Raw genomic sequence first — 14,670 nt, 5'->3', positions numbered from 1 at the left:
CCTATTCTTTTTGCACAATCAGATGAGTATAAGTTCTATTCTGGACGACGAAGCCGTTTTACTTGTTTCACACTATGTCAAATCCCCTCGGCGTACGCTCAAGCACATCTTCCGGAATCGCCACCGCGTTCTCCTTCCGCCATCCGTAGCGGGAGAAGGTATCCTTCCCAGCGATTCGCCGAAGCCGCTGTCCTTCCCCGTAATAGAACGTTCCGTCCGGTCCCTGGTAGAGTAGATAGTCGAACAATTCATATTCTTCCCATATGTTTTGTAGTACCGGCCAGCCGCTCGGAAGTGTGTTATTATCCGTATCGCTGACAGACACCGCTTCATTCTCACGGAAACCCAATGTCGCATAATTGTTGAAGGGATAACGGATGCCGTATGCAACGATGAAGGTAGCGCCGACCGGATCGCGGGCCAGGAAGACGTCGGGATAACCGTCAGGAAAAGGGCTTTCCGGCTGAAGCGGCGTGCCTGTCGGAAGTTTATTCAGAAGATAATCGGCGTTTGCAGCAACCCGATCCATGGACAAGTTCAACCGGCAGAACGCCTCGAAAGAGACGACAGGGCGTTTATATCCTCGCTCGATCCGATAAACGCCGCCGTTCTTGTCTGCCGCATACCATCCGCTCGGAAGGGAAGGTCCTTTGGGCTTGTGATGGGGGTGCGCTTCGGCATATATGCCGGGGAAAATAGCGGGATCCACAGTCAAGATAAGCCGTTCCGGATTAAAGCCCCAATTGCGCAAAAATAACTTCCGGTTGGCGCCTGCAATTCCGTAAATATTCATTCCGTTTGTTTGAAAGCTGCTGTTCCCATCATGGTAGACAAAGGTGTCTCCCGCTACTCGCAAAGTCAGTCCTGCTCTTAAAGCGCGATAACAGAAATCGATATCCTCGTAACTGCCAATGCCATAAAGTTCGTCCAGCCCGGAGAGTCTGTTCCAGGTTTTCCTCCGCAGCAGCAGGCAGAAACCAGACAATGAAGTTACATTCGTCCACAAAGCAGGATCATGGCGGTTAAACGAATCAGCAAACGAATGGTACTCGTCCTCGTTCGTAATATAGACAGATTTATGCTGCATCGGAAGAACGAAATTGGACATCGGTCCGACCATTCCTGTTCTCTCATCGGTATACAGGGCGGACAGGAGTTGAGATAACCAACGATAAGAGACAATGGTGTCGTTGTTGAGCAATAGGATGTTATCGCCCTTAGCCGCTGCGGCGCCTTGATTACATGCCCCCGCAAAACCTCGGTTCGTTCCGTTCGCGATCAGATGGACATCCGGCTGATCTTTCAGCCAAGCCACGGTGCCATCTTCAGAGCCGTTATCAATTATTATCAATTCATAAGGAGCATCCGTGAACAGACGAATGCTCTCCAGGCAGCGCTTCGTTAGTATCAAGTTGTTGAAAGTTACGATCACGATACTCGTCATCATGAGCCGATACCCATGTAGCGAAGCATTGCGGCAAAATGCTTGGCGTATTTATCCATTGAGAACTCATTTCGAATATGATTTTCCCCGTTGCGAATTAACTTTTTACGTAAGTTTGTGTCCGTAAATAGTCTTTTGATTTGAGCAGCCCCCGCGCCGATATCTCCATGAGGATAATACAGCCCGGTCACTTCATCGATGATGGCCCCCCTTACGCCGTCCGAATCCGTGGTCACAACCGGGCATCTGCAGCTTAACGCTTCCATTGCAGCATAAGCTGTGGCGCCTTCAGTCTTGGACGTCATACATAATAAGCCTCCTGAGTCCCCGACTTGAGATAAAAAGTCGGCCATTTGCGCATGAGGGATACTATGATAATGGGTAATGCGTTGAAGAAGCCCCAGTTCGATTGTCATAGCTTGCAGTTGTTCCGGCTCACCGGGTTCCGCTAGCGTGGGATCGCTGAACATCCATAGGGCGACATTAGGGATGAAGGTGGCAACCACGGAACCAAGACGCAAAAAGTCTCTCCAGTTCTTATTGTCGTCCAAGCGTCCGATCCACGCCATAATCGGTACGGGAACCTGGGGGTTCGAGCGATAACCGAATAGATCGATGTCAAACGGGTTCGAAAACGAAAAATGCAGCTTGTGCGGATAAAGCGTGCTTAAGCTAGCTACAATGTGAGGCGTTTGGGGATATAACAAAGCATTAGCATGTGCATTCAAATAAGGCATAGCGTTTACCAAAGTCTGGTGCGCCTGTTCCCTAGGTCCGAATCCTTGATGTTCGAAGATGATCGGTTTTGTATATCCTACATGTCGAAACAATTCCAGTTGATTGTAAAAAGTGGTAACTATAATGGCATCAAAAGAGTAAAAGTTTAATATATAGTGGATCTCTTCCGGCTGCGTGGTATAAAAAACGGGGGTATCAGTCGTGTAATTGGCAGAACCGCTTCCCCTCCGAAAATAGAGGAGACAGCTTTCGATTCCGACGCTGCGCAAAGCCTTTACTCTCATCCGGTTTAAGGTGTCCATACCTCCGCTTGGCAGTATAAATACGAATAAAACTCTCAGCTCAATCCCCTCCTCTCTCGTTATTCATAAGCTGAAGAGCAAAGATTGCATTTGCGGTCTGTATCGGGACAGAACAAGGTTAAATTCATGGTCGACCGTCCCTTTCTTTTGAACGGTTCCCATTCCCTCGTGCCAGCGATAAAGAGTCAGCGGCTCGTTGATAAAATGAAAGTCGATCCTGGCAAGGTGGACGCGAATCCAATACTCGTAGTCTTGCGTACAGGCAAGCGACTCATCGAACCAACCGATATGATGGGGTACAGAACGGTGCATCATCACTGTAGAGCCGTTAATCGGACAAAAGGTGTATAAGGATTCGATAAATTTTTTCGCACTGGGGAATTTGACAGCAAGCGACCACATCATCACTTCATTGTTTGCATTGATAAGGTGGAAATCGGTGCAGCTGATCAATGCCCGGTGCTCTTGCATGTAAGAGAGCTGGGTTGTGATTCTATGTGGATTCATAAGGTCATCGGAGCTGAGCCAGGCGATATACTCGCCGCTGGCCATACGAATACCGTAGTTGAGCGCACTGCCGGTACCGCCATTGGCTTTGCCCACATAATGAATACGGCTGCGGAAAGGATTTAATTTCTCCTGGTGCAGTGTAGAGCCATCGTCAACGACAATGATTTCAATGTTGGGATAATTTTGATTTAGCACACTGGAAACCGCCTGGTCAATGAATGGACAATTGTAAAAGGGAATAACAACACTGACAAGCGGCAGTTCGGAATTAATCGTCATGACAGGCCTCCTATATCGGATGACAAAATGCTATGTAGCAGTTTATGTGGACATGACGTTTGACGTCACGACAATTGAACTGCAGCATCGGCCTGTTTTCTCAATTAATCAACTCATATCGTCCAACGAAGTAACATCCCGGACTGGGTTAGACCCGAACCAAATCCATATAATGCCATCAGCTGTCCAGGCTTGAGCTTACCTTCCTTGTAAGCAGCGTCCAGAGCGAGCGGAATGGATGCTGCCGATGTATTGCCATTAATCACAACGCTTTGCAGCACTTTCTCGGAAGGGAGCTCCAGCCGCTCGCAGATGGCCTCGATCATCCGCAGATTCGCGCTGTGCGGAACAAACCAATCCAAGTCACTCAGCTCTAAGCCTGTTTTCTTAAGAAGATCGCGCACGCCGTCGGGAACCGTCGATAGGGCCCATTTGTATACCTCTCTCCCATTCTGAAAGATATTGCCGTTATGTTGACAATAAACCTGCATACCGCCCTTACCGTCCGTTGTGGCATTGGAGGCGAGAAAAGCGCCTTTCTCATTCGCTTCCACCAGAACGGCACCTGCGCCGTCACCGAACAGAATGCAAGTTGAGCGGTCTGTATAATCGGTTATTTTGGTAATTGTCTCCGCCCCGATTACGATGATTTTACGGTATGCACCCGTCAGAATTAATCCATTGGCCAGCTGGAGAGCGGATACGAAGCCAGCGCACGCGGCACTGACATCGATTGCAAAACAGTTTGCCGGTCCAATCGCTTGTTGGACTTGAGAAGCGACAGAAGGAAAGGGCATATCCGGAGTCGATGTCGCGACAAGGATGGCATCAACATCATCTGTTCTAATTGGAAAGCTATTTAATAAATCCTGAACGGCAGCAATGGCCAGATGGCTGGTAAGCTGCTCATTGGCGGCTTGGTGTCTCTGCTCAATACCGGTACGCCTAATGATCCATTCATTGTCAGTATCAACCAACTTCTCAAGGTCTGCGTTAGTGATGATTTGTTGGGGTACATAACTGCCGATTGCAGTAATCTGCGCCGTAGAAACAAATGCGGGAAGCGCGGCTGCTAAGGTCAAGGTAATCCCTCCATTTATCGAAATTTTTTATTAGAACTAAGTATTAGTACCTGGTATTAATATTATTATCATCATACTACTTCCCCGTCTTTGCATTGTCAAGGATGAAGTCATATTCGTTTGCCCGAACAGGTCTGATTTTTATACGGAATACACGGAAAAGTTGAAGGTGGAGGAGAAAAAGAATTGGTACAATATGTATTGTAAGGGCTTACATTTGTAGAGGAGGTTATTTAGGAGCTTAGTTGGAGGAACCGTCGGTGATTGTAGATGGAAAATAACGATGAAAGCGGGAGGTATTCATGAAGAAGTTAACGCAAAGAGGACAACGCGGCATTGCCGCCTTGTTGAGTGTGCTCATGCTCTTCTATGCAGTGGTGACAGGAGTTACGATGGGAGCGTTGCCGGTACAAGCACAAGGGCAGACGCTCAAGTTCGACTTCGGCACGGAAACAAGCCCGGTTATGGAAGGTTTCCAGCAGGTTCACAACAACTTGCTGTATACCCCTGAAAGAGGGTACGGGCTGACATCTCCGACAAATGCGAGAGACCGTTCGGGCGGGGACGCGCTTACGAATGACTTCATCATCCCAGCCGCAACCAACCCGTATACGTTTCTAGCGAATGTGCCAAACGGGAATTATGATGTTACCGTGTACTCCGGCGATCTGCTTGTCGGAACAAGCACAACCAAAACATCAGTTACGATCGAAGGCGAGCTGAAAGGAACAATCCAGACGAGACAGGCCGTAACGTCAGCCCAATACCGCGCGACCGTGGCTGATGGGCAAATGACGATCGACCTCGGCACGAACGGATACTTGAATGGCGTCATCATCGAACCGGTAATTGATGCGCCTCCGGCCGTACCCGAAGGGCTAGAGGTAACCGGCGTGAATGCATCTGAGAACACACCGAGCGTGTCCCTGAAGTGGAACAGCGTAACGGATGCGGTTGCTTATGATTTGTACCGCAATACGGTCAGCGAATCGACGTACGGGGTGATCGCACGCTTGCCGGGGACAGACTACACCGATACGGGTGTCCTGCTTGGAAGCAGCTATGAATACCGGGTCGCTTCCGTAAGCGCCTCCGGCTTGTCCTCCGAGCTCAGCGCACCGGTCATTGCACAAGTGAAACTGCCTGATGCCCCGCCTGCCGCGCCGACCAATCTTACGGTAAGCAGCGTTGGTGCCCAGTCGGTTACATTGCAATGGACGGCAACCGAAGGGGCCGATGGCTATACGCTGCTTCGCTCGGCGTCCGAGGATGGAGCTTACTCGGTAATCGATACCGTCATTTCCGGATCAACGACGAGCTATACGGACACAACAGCGGATACATCCGCATTACAGTACTATCGGGTGCAGGCTTTCAACGCATTTGGTGTGTCGGCCATGTCCACCACATCGGCGAGCCCGGTGTATACGCCTCCTCAGCCTCTGCCGGACGGAGACACCTATCGCTTTGACTTCGGATCTGGTGCGTTGGCAGACGGATACATAAGGGTTGGGGCATCCAGCCCGTACAGTTCTGAACTAAAGTACGGATTTGCTGATATCTCAAAGGTTGTCGCAATAGATCGCGGAACGGCTGATCCGCTGAAATCCGACTTCGTCTCACCGGTTGGGACCTCCTTCGCGATTGACCTGCCGAATGGTGATTATGCGATTTCACTTATCTCTGGTGATGAGGCGGAAGCTGCGCAAACGGCGGTTAAGGTTGAATCCATACCTAAGGTGCTGCTGACGGATAAACCGGCCGGCCAATACTTGGAAATTAACTTTGAAATTGCCCTTGTGGACGGTCAATTGAATTTCGATTTCTCGGGTGATGCGCCGAAGATCAACGCGCTGGTTATTATTAGGAAACCAGATAAGACGCCCGGCGAACTGCCGACCGTCTATCTTGCCGGAGATTCCACCGTTCAGACATACGACGAATATTGGAAGCCCGAGGCGGGATGGGGTCAAATGATCCCGCGCTTCTTCACCGACCAAGTGATTTTCAAAAATCATGCGATCGGAGGCCGCAGCTCGAAGACGTTCATTACAGAGGGCCGTCTGGACGAGGTGCTTCGGGCGATTATGCCCGGCGATTATTTCATGGTGCAATTCGGACATAACGATGCAACGATCAGCGTGCCGGAGCGATATGCTTCCGTTCCAGATTACAAAAACTATCTCAAAACGTATGTCAATGGCGTACGCCAAAGAGGGGCTACACCGATTTTGGTTACTCCTATGGGACGCCGCAGCTTCGATGCTGCAACAGGTAAGTTCAACGTCAGCTTCGCTGAATATGTTCAGGGTATGAAGGAAGTGGCGCAGGAGCTGAACGTCAGCTTAGTCGATCTGTCGACTTTGAGTATCGCCTACTACGATTCTATCGGGCCGGAAGCGGCTAAATCCGTATTCCTGCATGTGGAGCCAGGCATTTATAACGCATGGCCGAATGGGGTTGCAGACGATACGCACTTCCAAGAATACGGCGCGATCCAATTGGCAAGAATGCTGTCGGGCGCGATTGAAGAGCTTAATCTGCCGATATCGGCCTATGTGAAGGATGCGGAATTGCCGCCTTCCGTACCCGCGAAGCCGACTGGCTTGACTGCTGGCAGCGTAAGTAATGCGGGAGCGGTGCTCAGCTGGGATGCCGTGGAAACGGCAGAGATTTATAAGATTTACCGCAAACTGTCCACTGATACAGACTATGCGATGGCGGGTACTGCAAGAGTCCCGACATTCAGCGCGGGCGGCATGCAGGAAGGGCAATCCTACGACCTGTATGTAACGGCGGTGAACGGGCGCGGAGAGTCCGAGCCTTCCGATTCCGTTACGATTACAACCAAAGCCGCGCAATATCGGTATGACTTTGGACCGGTTGGAAGCCCGGTTGAGGAGGGTTATACCGGTGTCTATCTAACATCGCTATATACGCCTGAACAAGGCTACGGGATTAAATCGAATGCTAACATGATCACCCGCGACAGGGGATCAGCTGGAACGGACCTCACTCGCGATTGGCTCGGTTACTTCAATGCCGGCTGGGAATTCATGATCGATCTTCCGAACGGTGCATATGCTGTCAAGCTCTATGTCGGCGACTTGCTTGGTACAGCAAGAACGGACGTGACGATCGAAGGTACAGGTTATGGTACTGTAAACGCCGGCCGGAATGCGGTCGCGGAGAAGTCGATCAATCAAATTCAAGTCAAGGACGGTCAGATGAACCTGTTCTTCGGCGGATCCACCGGGATCGTGAACGGCTTGGAAATAACACCGATTCTGCAGGCACCGCTGCATCTGAAGGTCGACGACATGAATTTGGAGCTTGACCAGCCTTACGTGAAACTGTCTTGGTCGCCTGCGGATAATGCGGTTCATTATCGCGTATATCGCCGTGCTGCCGAGGCAAGCAAAGCTGAACTTATGGGAACGGCAGCGTCAACCGAGTTTACAGACAGCACGGTTGATGTCGGGATCGATTACGAATATTCCGTATCTTCTCTCGATAGCAGCGGCTTCGAAACCGTGCCGTCTATACCCCTGAACGTCTCAATGATTGATCCGACAGTACCTGTGACGGCAGCGCCGGGCAATCTTACGCTGGGTGCTGTCAACAAGCATGACATCTCCTTCTCGTGGGATACTGTTGCGGAGGCCAGAAAGTATAACGTCTATCGTGCCGAAGATGCGGCGGGTCCGTACGAGTTAATCGGCAAATCAAGCGCGGCCTCGTATACCGATGCAGCCGTTCTGACGACGATTCCTTATTATTACAAAGTGGCTGCCATTAACGCCGGCGGAATCTCGCAGAAGTCGGAAACGTTGGCTACGCCTGCAGTGACGAAGCTGGTGCGGCAGATGGAGTATATTGACCGTGCGCCGGTTGCAATCGAAACGGATGCAGGCATCTATATCGGTTGGAGACTGTTGGGGCTCGATCAGGAGAACATTACGTTCAACCTCTATCGGGATGGCGTGAAATTGAATGCGTCTCCGATTCGGGACAGCACCAACTTCACGGATGCGGAAGGCACGCCGCAATCGACATACAAGGTGTTCGCCGTTCTTGACGGAGTAGAGAAAGCAGCATCGAGCGAGTTCGGCGTGTGGCAGCAGAATCATCTGTCGGTTCCGCTGCGGAAACCGGCGGATGACGTGACCAAGGATGGTCAGCCATACACGTACAGCGCGGGTGACGCAAGCGTCGCCGATCTGGACGGCGATGGCAAGTATGAAATCGTCATGCTGTGGAATCCGTCCAATGCGAAGGATAATTCACAGGGCGGCTATACCGGAATTGTCTACATGGATGCCTATAAGCTGGATGGAACAAGGCTGTGGCGCATAAATATGGGGCCGAACATCCGGGCGGGGGCGCATTATACCCAGTTCATGGCCTATGACCTGGACGGCGACGGCAAAGCGGAAATCGCTTTCAAGACGGCGGACGGGACCGTGGACGGACAGGGCAATGTCATTGGGAAAGCGGATGTCGATTACCGGAACAGCGGCGGTTACGTCCTTCTCGGGAACGAATATTTGACTGTCTTTGACGGCATGACCGGCAAGGCGCTGGCTACGACGGACTATGATCCGCCACGCGGCGATGTGGGCGCATGGGGCGACGCATACGGAAACCGCGTCGACCGTTTCTTAGCGACAGTCGCATACTTGGATGGGGAACGCCCGAGCTTGGTTATGAGCCGGGGTTATTACACCCGCACCGTGCTCGCGGCTTACAACTATCGGGATGGTCAGTTGACGAAGGTATGGCGTTTCGATACGAATGATGAAGGCAACGCAAGCTACGCCGGTCAAGGAAATCACAACTTGTCGGTCGGCGATGTTGACGGCGACGGCAAGGACGAGATCAACTTCGGCGCCATGGCGTTAGACGATGATGGAACCATTCTGTACAACACCGGTCTCGGACATGGTGACGCCTTGCATTTCGGTGATTTGGATCCGGCTCGTCCGGGACTGGAGTTATTCGATGTGCACGAGCATACCGATTCGCCGTATGGCTACGAGATGCGCGATGCCAAGACAGGGCAAATTCTATGGGGCGTTCATACGGGACTCGATACCGGCCGAGGCATGTCGGCGGATATCGATCCGAATCATCTGGGAGAAGAAGTCTGGTCAGCCAATATCACGGACGCGCAGCATATCCCAGTTAGCGCTCTGCACAACGCTCAAGGGGAAGTCATAAGCAGCAAGATTCCAACCTCCACGAACTTCGGCGTATGGTGGGACGGAGACCTGCTGCGCGAGCTTCAGGATTATAACCGGATCGACAAGTGGGATTACGTGAATGAGACGACTATGAACCTCTTCACAGCTGAAGGAAGCTCATCCAACAATTCGACCAAAGCGAATTCCATGCTGCAAGCCGATCTATTCGGTGACTGGCGGGAGGAAGTGATGTGGCGGGCAGACGACAGCTCGGAGCTGCGGATCTACTCGACGACGATTCCGACCGAGTATCGTATTCGCACGCTGATGCACGACCCGAATTATCGACTCGCGGTCGCCTGGCAGAACGTTAGCTATAACCAACCGCCCCATCCGGGCTTCTACTTAGGGGAGGGCATGGTGACGCCGCCGAAGCCAAGCATCTATCTGACGACTCAACCCGATGAGAACGCTCCGACCACAACACATACGGTTGTCGGCGAGGAACAGAACGGTTGGTATAAAGCGCCGGTTATGGTTAGCTTCACTGCGGTTGATGACGTATCGGGCGTGGCATCGACGTACTATCGAGTTAGTGACAGTGCCGTACAATCCGGTATGTCAGTTGAACTGCAAGACGAAGGCCGGCACACGATCGGGTACTGGAGCGTAGATCAAGCTGGCAACACGGAGAATGAACGAACAGTGGCGATTAACCTGGACCTCACGGCACCCGTTATCTCGTTCTCCGTAGCTGATGGAGCACAGATTGTTGTAGATCAGCTGCTGGAAATCTCATGTGAAGCATCGGATGCGTTATCCGGTATTGAAACCTCCACGTGTGAGAACATCGCGAAGCCTGCTTACGAGCTTGGACTCGGGGCTCACGTGTTCTCGGCGGAGGCAGCAGACCAAGCCGGTCACATTACGAATGTATCGGTGACGATTCAGGTTGGCGTTGATTATGAAAGCTTAAGCCGCTTGACTAGCCAATTCATTGATTCGAATAAGGGTGACAGCGGGATCGCACAATCCTTAATCAACAAACTTAACGCAGCCCATGCTTCCGAAAAGAAAGGCGATGAGAAAGCAAAGAACGGGCAGCTTGGCGCCTATATCAATCAAGTGCAAGCGCAGAGCGGCAAGGCGCTTACCGTTCTACAGGCTGAGATCCTTATCGGATTGGCGCAAGCGTTGAAGGGCGAATAATAATTATAATACGGACTTATGGAAAGGCTGTTTTTCGCTTCGAGCGAGAAGCAGCTTTTCTTTTTAAGATAGGGGGAAAGATTATATTTGCTAAGATCGCGTAAAAGTGGTTTTTTTCTTTTGTTCTTTCATCCCATTATTAGTATAAGTTAACAACCCTTGGCTAATCCTACCTTTTGCGGAACCTCGATTATCCAACAAACAAAAAGGGGCGTTATTCTCATGCGCAAAAGGTTAATTCTAACGACCATTTTACTGTCTTCAGCAATTACTTTAACGGGCTGTATGGAAAAAACGGGGGATGTCGGGAATAAGAATATTCGACCGAACTCTATCAACAACAACAGGACGAGATTTGCTAATGATCAGGACAATGAGCAGAATCGAATGTACGGGGAAAGAAGAGAAAACAACAATATAATCGGGATGCACGGGAATTCACATATTGAGCTTAGTGACGAGGTTGCTGAGCAAATATCCTCGCTGCCTGAGGTCGATTCCGCATTTGTAGCAATAACAGACCATAACGCTTATGTAGCGGTCATTCTGGACAATAAAGCAATGACTAGCAATAGTATGGAGATTCCGGATATGCAAAAGGACAAAATAGCGGACCGAATTAAATCGCTGTCGCCGTCTACAGAGAATGTATACGTGTCGACAAACCCTGACTTCGTAAGCCGGATGCAAGGTTACGCGAACGTTGTACAGCAAGGACATCCTATACAAGGCTTGATTGTTGAATTTAATGCGTTAGTCGAGCGGGTTTTCCCAGCGCCATCCGGAACAAGAGCACGGTAACCTTCAAACATAAAACAAGCTGAGTGCAGTCTCCTAGAATATTGCACTCAGCCTTTTTTTATTTTAGACTCGACAATGGCGTGCGACAGTGCACTAACCTGGTGTTTCCTCGCCTATTTTCTCCATCCTCCGCACCACACGAAAAGCCCTTTCATATGATAAAGTTGACTGTATCCCTATACCTTGTAATCACACATTCCCGGGCAAGGAGGGGTGACAAACGTTGAAAGGCAGCGACCATAAAAGTAAATTCCTTCTCACAAATCGGGAACGCGAAGTCTTCGAACTGCTTGTGCAGGATAAGACGACCCGCGACATTGCGCAGCAGTTGTTTATCAGCGAGAAAACGGTACGCAACCACATCTCAAACGTGATGCAAAAGCTGAATGTCAAAGGTCGTTCGCAAGCGGTTGTCGAGCTAATTAAGCTCGGGGAGCTCAAGATTTAAATCAGCTCTTCTGCAGGTCATTGTTGCCGAATCATTTGGCGCAAGCCTTCTTTTTCGCTTCCAAGTCGGGTGCGGGGGAGAAGGCTTTTTGATGTTAAAAATTTTAAAAAAACAATCGTGAGTAGTCACGGCATACCTCTTCCTTACCTAGAGGTCAAATAATGACATAAAAAATATTCTTTTTAAGAAATATACCTACATAATCAATTAAACTAATTTTTTTACAAATTTTTCTTGACAATACGACAAAGTATAACATAAAATTTGTATTGTTAATACACAATTTACCATTTTAGGGGGAGTTAAGAATGAATCAAGTGAGCGCAGGCGTAGGCGGCAGTTCTTCTGCCAAAAGCATAACAAATCAGTCATATAACAACCTAAGCACTCTTATTAAAAATCAAAAAAGTTTATCTACTCAGGTTGCAAGTAATCCCGTGGTAAAAGCAACGGCAGCTGCCACTGTGGCAATTGCCCCCATCAGTAAGCCTGTTGCTGCGGTAGTGGCTGCTACCGATGCATCAACGAAAGCTACTGCAGCAAAGGTTGCAGGTTCATGGGGAGTAAGTTATGCAACAGTGGCTGCTGGACAAGCGGTGCAAGGAGATGTTACCAAACAGATGATTAGCAATGCATATAACTCTGTAGCTACAAGTGTTAAGACCACTGCTACCAACATTTCCAATAATATTTCCAATAGTGTAAATTCGGCTATTAAGACAGTGAACAATCTAACAAATCCGAAAACATGGGGAATTCATTGGTAAAAATTAATGATCGAGATTATAAGTTCATCAGATTGTGGAATATTTACAAATTTTGATTCAGAAGGTAATCCAGAGCCGATTACAAAAATATACAGTGAGACAATCAATATTCCTCAAGCATATTTGAGTAGTAGATTCTTTAAGAGTAACGATTTTATTGGTTTATATATTTTTATTGATCGAAGTTTTTTAGATTGCGTTCATTTTAGAATTGATGATGAGATTTTGAAACACAAATTTATCTATACACCGCTGCTTTCTTCATCGCACATGGTTTCAAAATCGGGGTCATTAAAGTCACTTTATTCATGTGCTATCGGGATTACAAGGAATACATTGCAAATTGGAAAAATTGAGTTTAATATTGAACAAAAGATTAATGTATATAAAAGGTAAAGACTACTTACCCGGATATTTCGGGTTTCTTTTTTTATTCATATTTCGTAAATGGGTGATTAAACTTTGAATGTAAAATACAAGATCAAAATGAATGCAATTTACATAATCTATTTACTAATTTTCCTTTTTCCCTCAGCGTTGTTTATTTCAAATGGGGTTGATAGTAATAATTACATTATTCTCTTTGTTATATTTTTCGTTGCACTCATTAGATTAAATTTTGAATTAATGCACAAGCATAGGTTTATTTATACTAAAAAGGATATTATATATGGCTGTTTAATAATTCTTTTTCTTATGATATACCTTATCATTTCTTATGATTTGAATTGGTTAAAAGCTTTGATCACAATCGTTTATAATGTTATCGGGTTTTTCATATTAGCCTACATATTAAAAAAATACAATAAAGATAATATTTGACTTTGAGATTATTATTCAATAATAACGGCAACCGCTTTTTTTGCCGGGCTAATGTTTTTTGTGTGCTTAAAACCACATCTCAAACGTGATGCAAAAGCTGAATGTCAAAGGTCGTTCGCAAGCGGTTGTCGAGCTAATTAAGCTCGGGGAGCTCAAGATTTAAATCAGCTCTTCTGCAGGTCATTGTTGCCGATTCATTTGGCGCAAGCCTTCTTTTTCGCTTCCAAGTCGGGTGCGGGGGAGAAGGCTTTTTGATTTGCACTGCTTGCGTCTAGTGAAACATAATGAATTTAGTTTGCGTCAGGAGGTTGTAAGGATAAGAAGGAGATGAGGATATTGATTAAGAATTCAATTAAGATCGCTTATATTGGTTTAGCGGTATTCGTAAGTGGTTGCGGTACTGCTAATATGGATGAATTGCAGGGTGCAACGCAGCAATCCGAGCAATCGCAGACATTACAGCCAACCCAGTTATCACCGAAGGTTAGTCCTAGTCCAACCGTTATACCCAAAGGGCAATCATTCTTGCCAGATGGCCATCTGATATCCGAGGAGCAGGAGGGAGATTTCGTTCTGCAGATCGTTGCGGACAAGAGCGACTACACTATAGATGAGCCGGTTAAGCTGAAGGCGCGCTTGAAGTATGTCGGCGAGCTTCCCGAAGTGAATATTTCCCATGCAGCATCCGCATTTTCATTTCTCATTACTGAAACGACTCACGATATCGGAATCGGGTACGTCATGAACCAGCCCTTAATTCACACGCAGCTTAAAAAAGGGGAATGGCTAGAGGAGACTTATACTAAAACAGGCGGATATGGAGAAACGGATCCGCATAAAGAATTCATAATGAAGTTTCTGCATGGAGAGGCTTTTCCTGAAGGGGCCTACAATATAGTCGGGCAAGCCGATTTCACCTTCTACCAAGGCGAGCCGGAGCAACCAGAAACGAAGGAAATGGATATTCATTTTTCTACTAAGCCAATACACATCGAAGTGAAGTGAGAAATCGGAGTTAAGGTTGCCCATAATCTTGACAAGGGCGACCAACTTTATCTAGGATTCGAGTAGCAGCATATCCGCAA

Annotated in this window: 9 protein-coding genes and 1 pseudogene; 6 read left to right on the top strand and 4 right to left on the bottom strand. The window is 48.3% G+C overall.

Annotated features, from left to right (window positions below; translation table 11 throughout):
• Positions 1 to 67 precede the first annotated feature (67 nt).
• From ACESLK_RS10980 to ACESLK_RS10965, 4 genes are all read right to left on the bottom strand, one after another.
• Positions 68 to 1,447 carry a glycosyltransferase family 2 protein gene (locus ACESLK_RS10980; RefSeq protein ID WP_373229474.1) on the bottom strand — a complete coding sequence of 460 codons (1,380 nt, stop codon included), beginning with the start codon at positions 1,445 to 1,447 and terminating at the stop codon, positions 68 to 70.
• On the bottom strand, positions 1,444 to 2,466 hold the full coding sequence (locus ACESLK_RS10975; protein ID WP_373229473.1) for a glycosyltransferase family 4 protein: 1,023 nt from the start codon (positions 2,464 to 2,466) through the stop codon (positions 1,444 to 1,446). The genes ACESLK_RS10980 and ACESLK_RS10975 overlap by 4 nt, the downstream gene beginning before the upstream one ends.
• 81 nt (positions 2,467 to 2,547) lie before the next feature.
• Complete coding sequence (locus ACESLK_RS10970; RefSeq protein WP_373229472.1) at positions 2,548 to 3,273, bottom strand: glycosyltransferase family 2 protein; 726 nt, start codon at positions 3,271 to 3,273, stop codon at positions 2,548 to 2,550.
• 113 nt (positions 3,274 to 3,386) lie between these two features.
• Entirely contained in the window at positions 3,387 to 4,355 is a 969-nt protein-coding gene (locus ACESLK_RS10965) for a ketoacyl-ACP synthase III (protein ID WP_373229471.1), read from the bottom strand.
• Positions 4,356 to 4,657: 302 nt separating this feature from the next.
• Here ACESLK_RS10965 and ACESLK_RS10960 point away from each other — a divergent pair, with 302 nt between their 5' ends.
• The 6 genes and pseudogenes from ACESLK_RS10960 to ACESLK_RS10935 all read left to right on the top strand — a co-directional run bounded on the left by ACESLK_RS10960 (position 4,658) and on the right by ACESLK_RS10935 (position 14,590).
• Positions 4,658 to 10,747 carry a rhamnogalacturonan lyase family protein gene (locus ACESLK_RS10960; RefSeq protein ID WP_373229470.1) on the top strand — a complete coding sequence of 2,030 codons (6,090 nt, stop codon included), beginning with the start codon at positions 4,658 to 4,660 and terminating at the stop codon, positions 10,745 to 10,747.
• Positions 10,748 to 10,969: 222 nt separating this feature from the next.
• The gene (locus ACESLK_RS10955; protein ID WP_373229469.1) at positions 10,970 to 11,548 is read left to right on the top strand and encodes a YhcN/YlaJ family sporulation lipoprotein; all 579 of its coding nucleotides are present in this window, start codon (positions 10,970 to 10,972) and stop codon (positions 11,546 to 11,548) included.
• A gap of 223 nt (positions 11,549 to 11,771) precedes the next feature.
• A complete protein-coding gene (locus ACESLK_RS10950) occupies positions 11,772 to 11,996 on the top strand; it encodes a helix-turn-helix domain-containing protein (protein ID WP_019422432.1) in 225 nt (74 codons plus the stop codon).
• Between the two features lie 308 nt (positions 11,997 to 12,304).
• On the top strand, positions 12,305 to 12,763 hold the full coding sequence (locus tag ACESLK_RS10945; protein WP_373229468.1) for a hypothetical protein: 459 nt from the start codon (positions 12,305 to 12,307) through the stop codon (positions 12,761 to 12,763).
• A gap of 892 nt (positions 12,764 to 13,655) precedes the next feature.
• Positions 13,656 to 13,748 (top strand): annotated as a pseudogene (locus ACESLK_RS10940) (LuxR C-terminal-related transcriptional regulator); the annotation flags it as partial.
• Between the two features lie 173 nt (positions 13,749 to 13,921).
• Positions 13,922 to 14,590 carry a hypothetical protein gene (locus tag ACESLK_RS10935; protein ID WP_373229467.1) on the top strand — a complete coding sequence of 223 codons (669 nt, stop codon included), beginning with the start codon at positions 13,922 to 13,924 and terminating at the stop codon, positions 14,588 to 14,590.
• Positions 14,591 to 14,670 lie beyond the last annotated feature (80 nt).

Source organism: Cohnella sp., assembly GCF_041640265.1.
Lineage (GTDB): Bacteria > Bacillota > Bacilli > Paenibacillales > Paenibacillaceae > Cohnella.
Note: the sequence above shows the minus strand (reverse complement) of the source record. Positions and strands in the feature narration are given on the sequence as shown.

Bases quoted from the DNA above. Each gene is read 5' to 3' on its own strand.
- ACESLK_RS10970 (WP_373229472.1), bottom strand. From the start codon at position 3,273: ATGACGATTAATTCCGAACTGCCGCTTGTCAGTGTTGTTATTCCCTTT.
- ACESLK_RS10960 (WP_373229470.1), top strand. From the start codon at position 4,658: ATGAAGAAGTTAACGCAAAGAGGACAACGCGGCATTGCCGCCTTGTTG.
- ACESLK_RS10975 (WP_373229473.1), bottom strand. From the start codon at position 2,466: ATGAGAGTAAAGGCTTTGCGCAGCGTCGGAATCGAAAGCTGTCTCCTC.
- ACESLK_RS10980 (WP_373229474.1), bottom strand. From the start codon at position 1,447: ATGATGACGAGTATCGTGATCGTAACTTTCAACAACTTGATACTAACG.
- ACESLK_RS10945 (WP_373229468.1), top strand. From the start codon at position 12,305: ATGAATCAAGTGAGCGCAGGCGTAGGCGGCAGTTCTTCTGCCAAAAGC.
- ACESLK_RS10955 (WP_373229469.1), top strand. From the start codon at position 10,970: ATGCGCAAAAGGTTAATTCTAACGACCATTTTACTGTCTTCAGCAATT.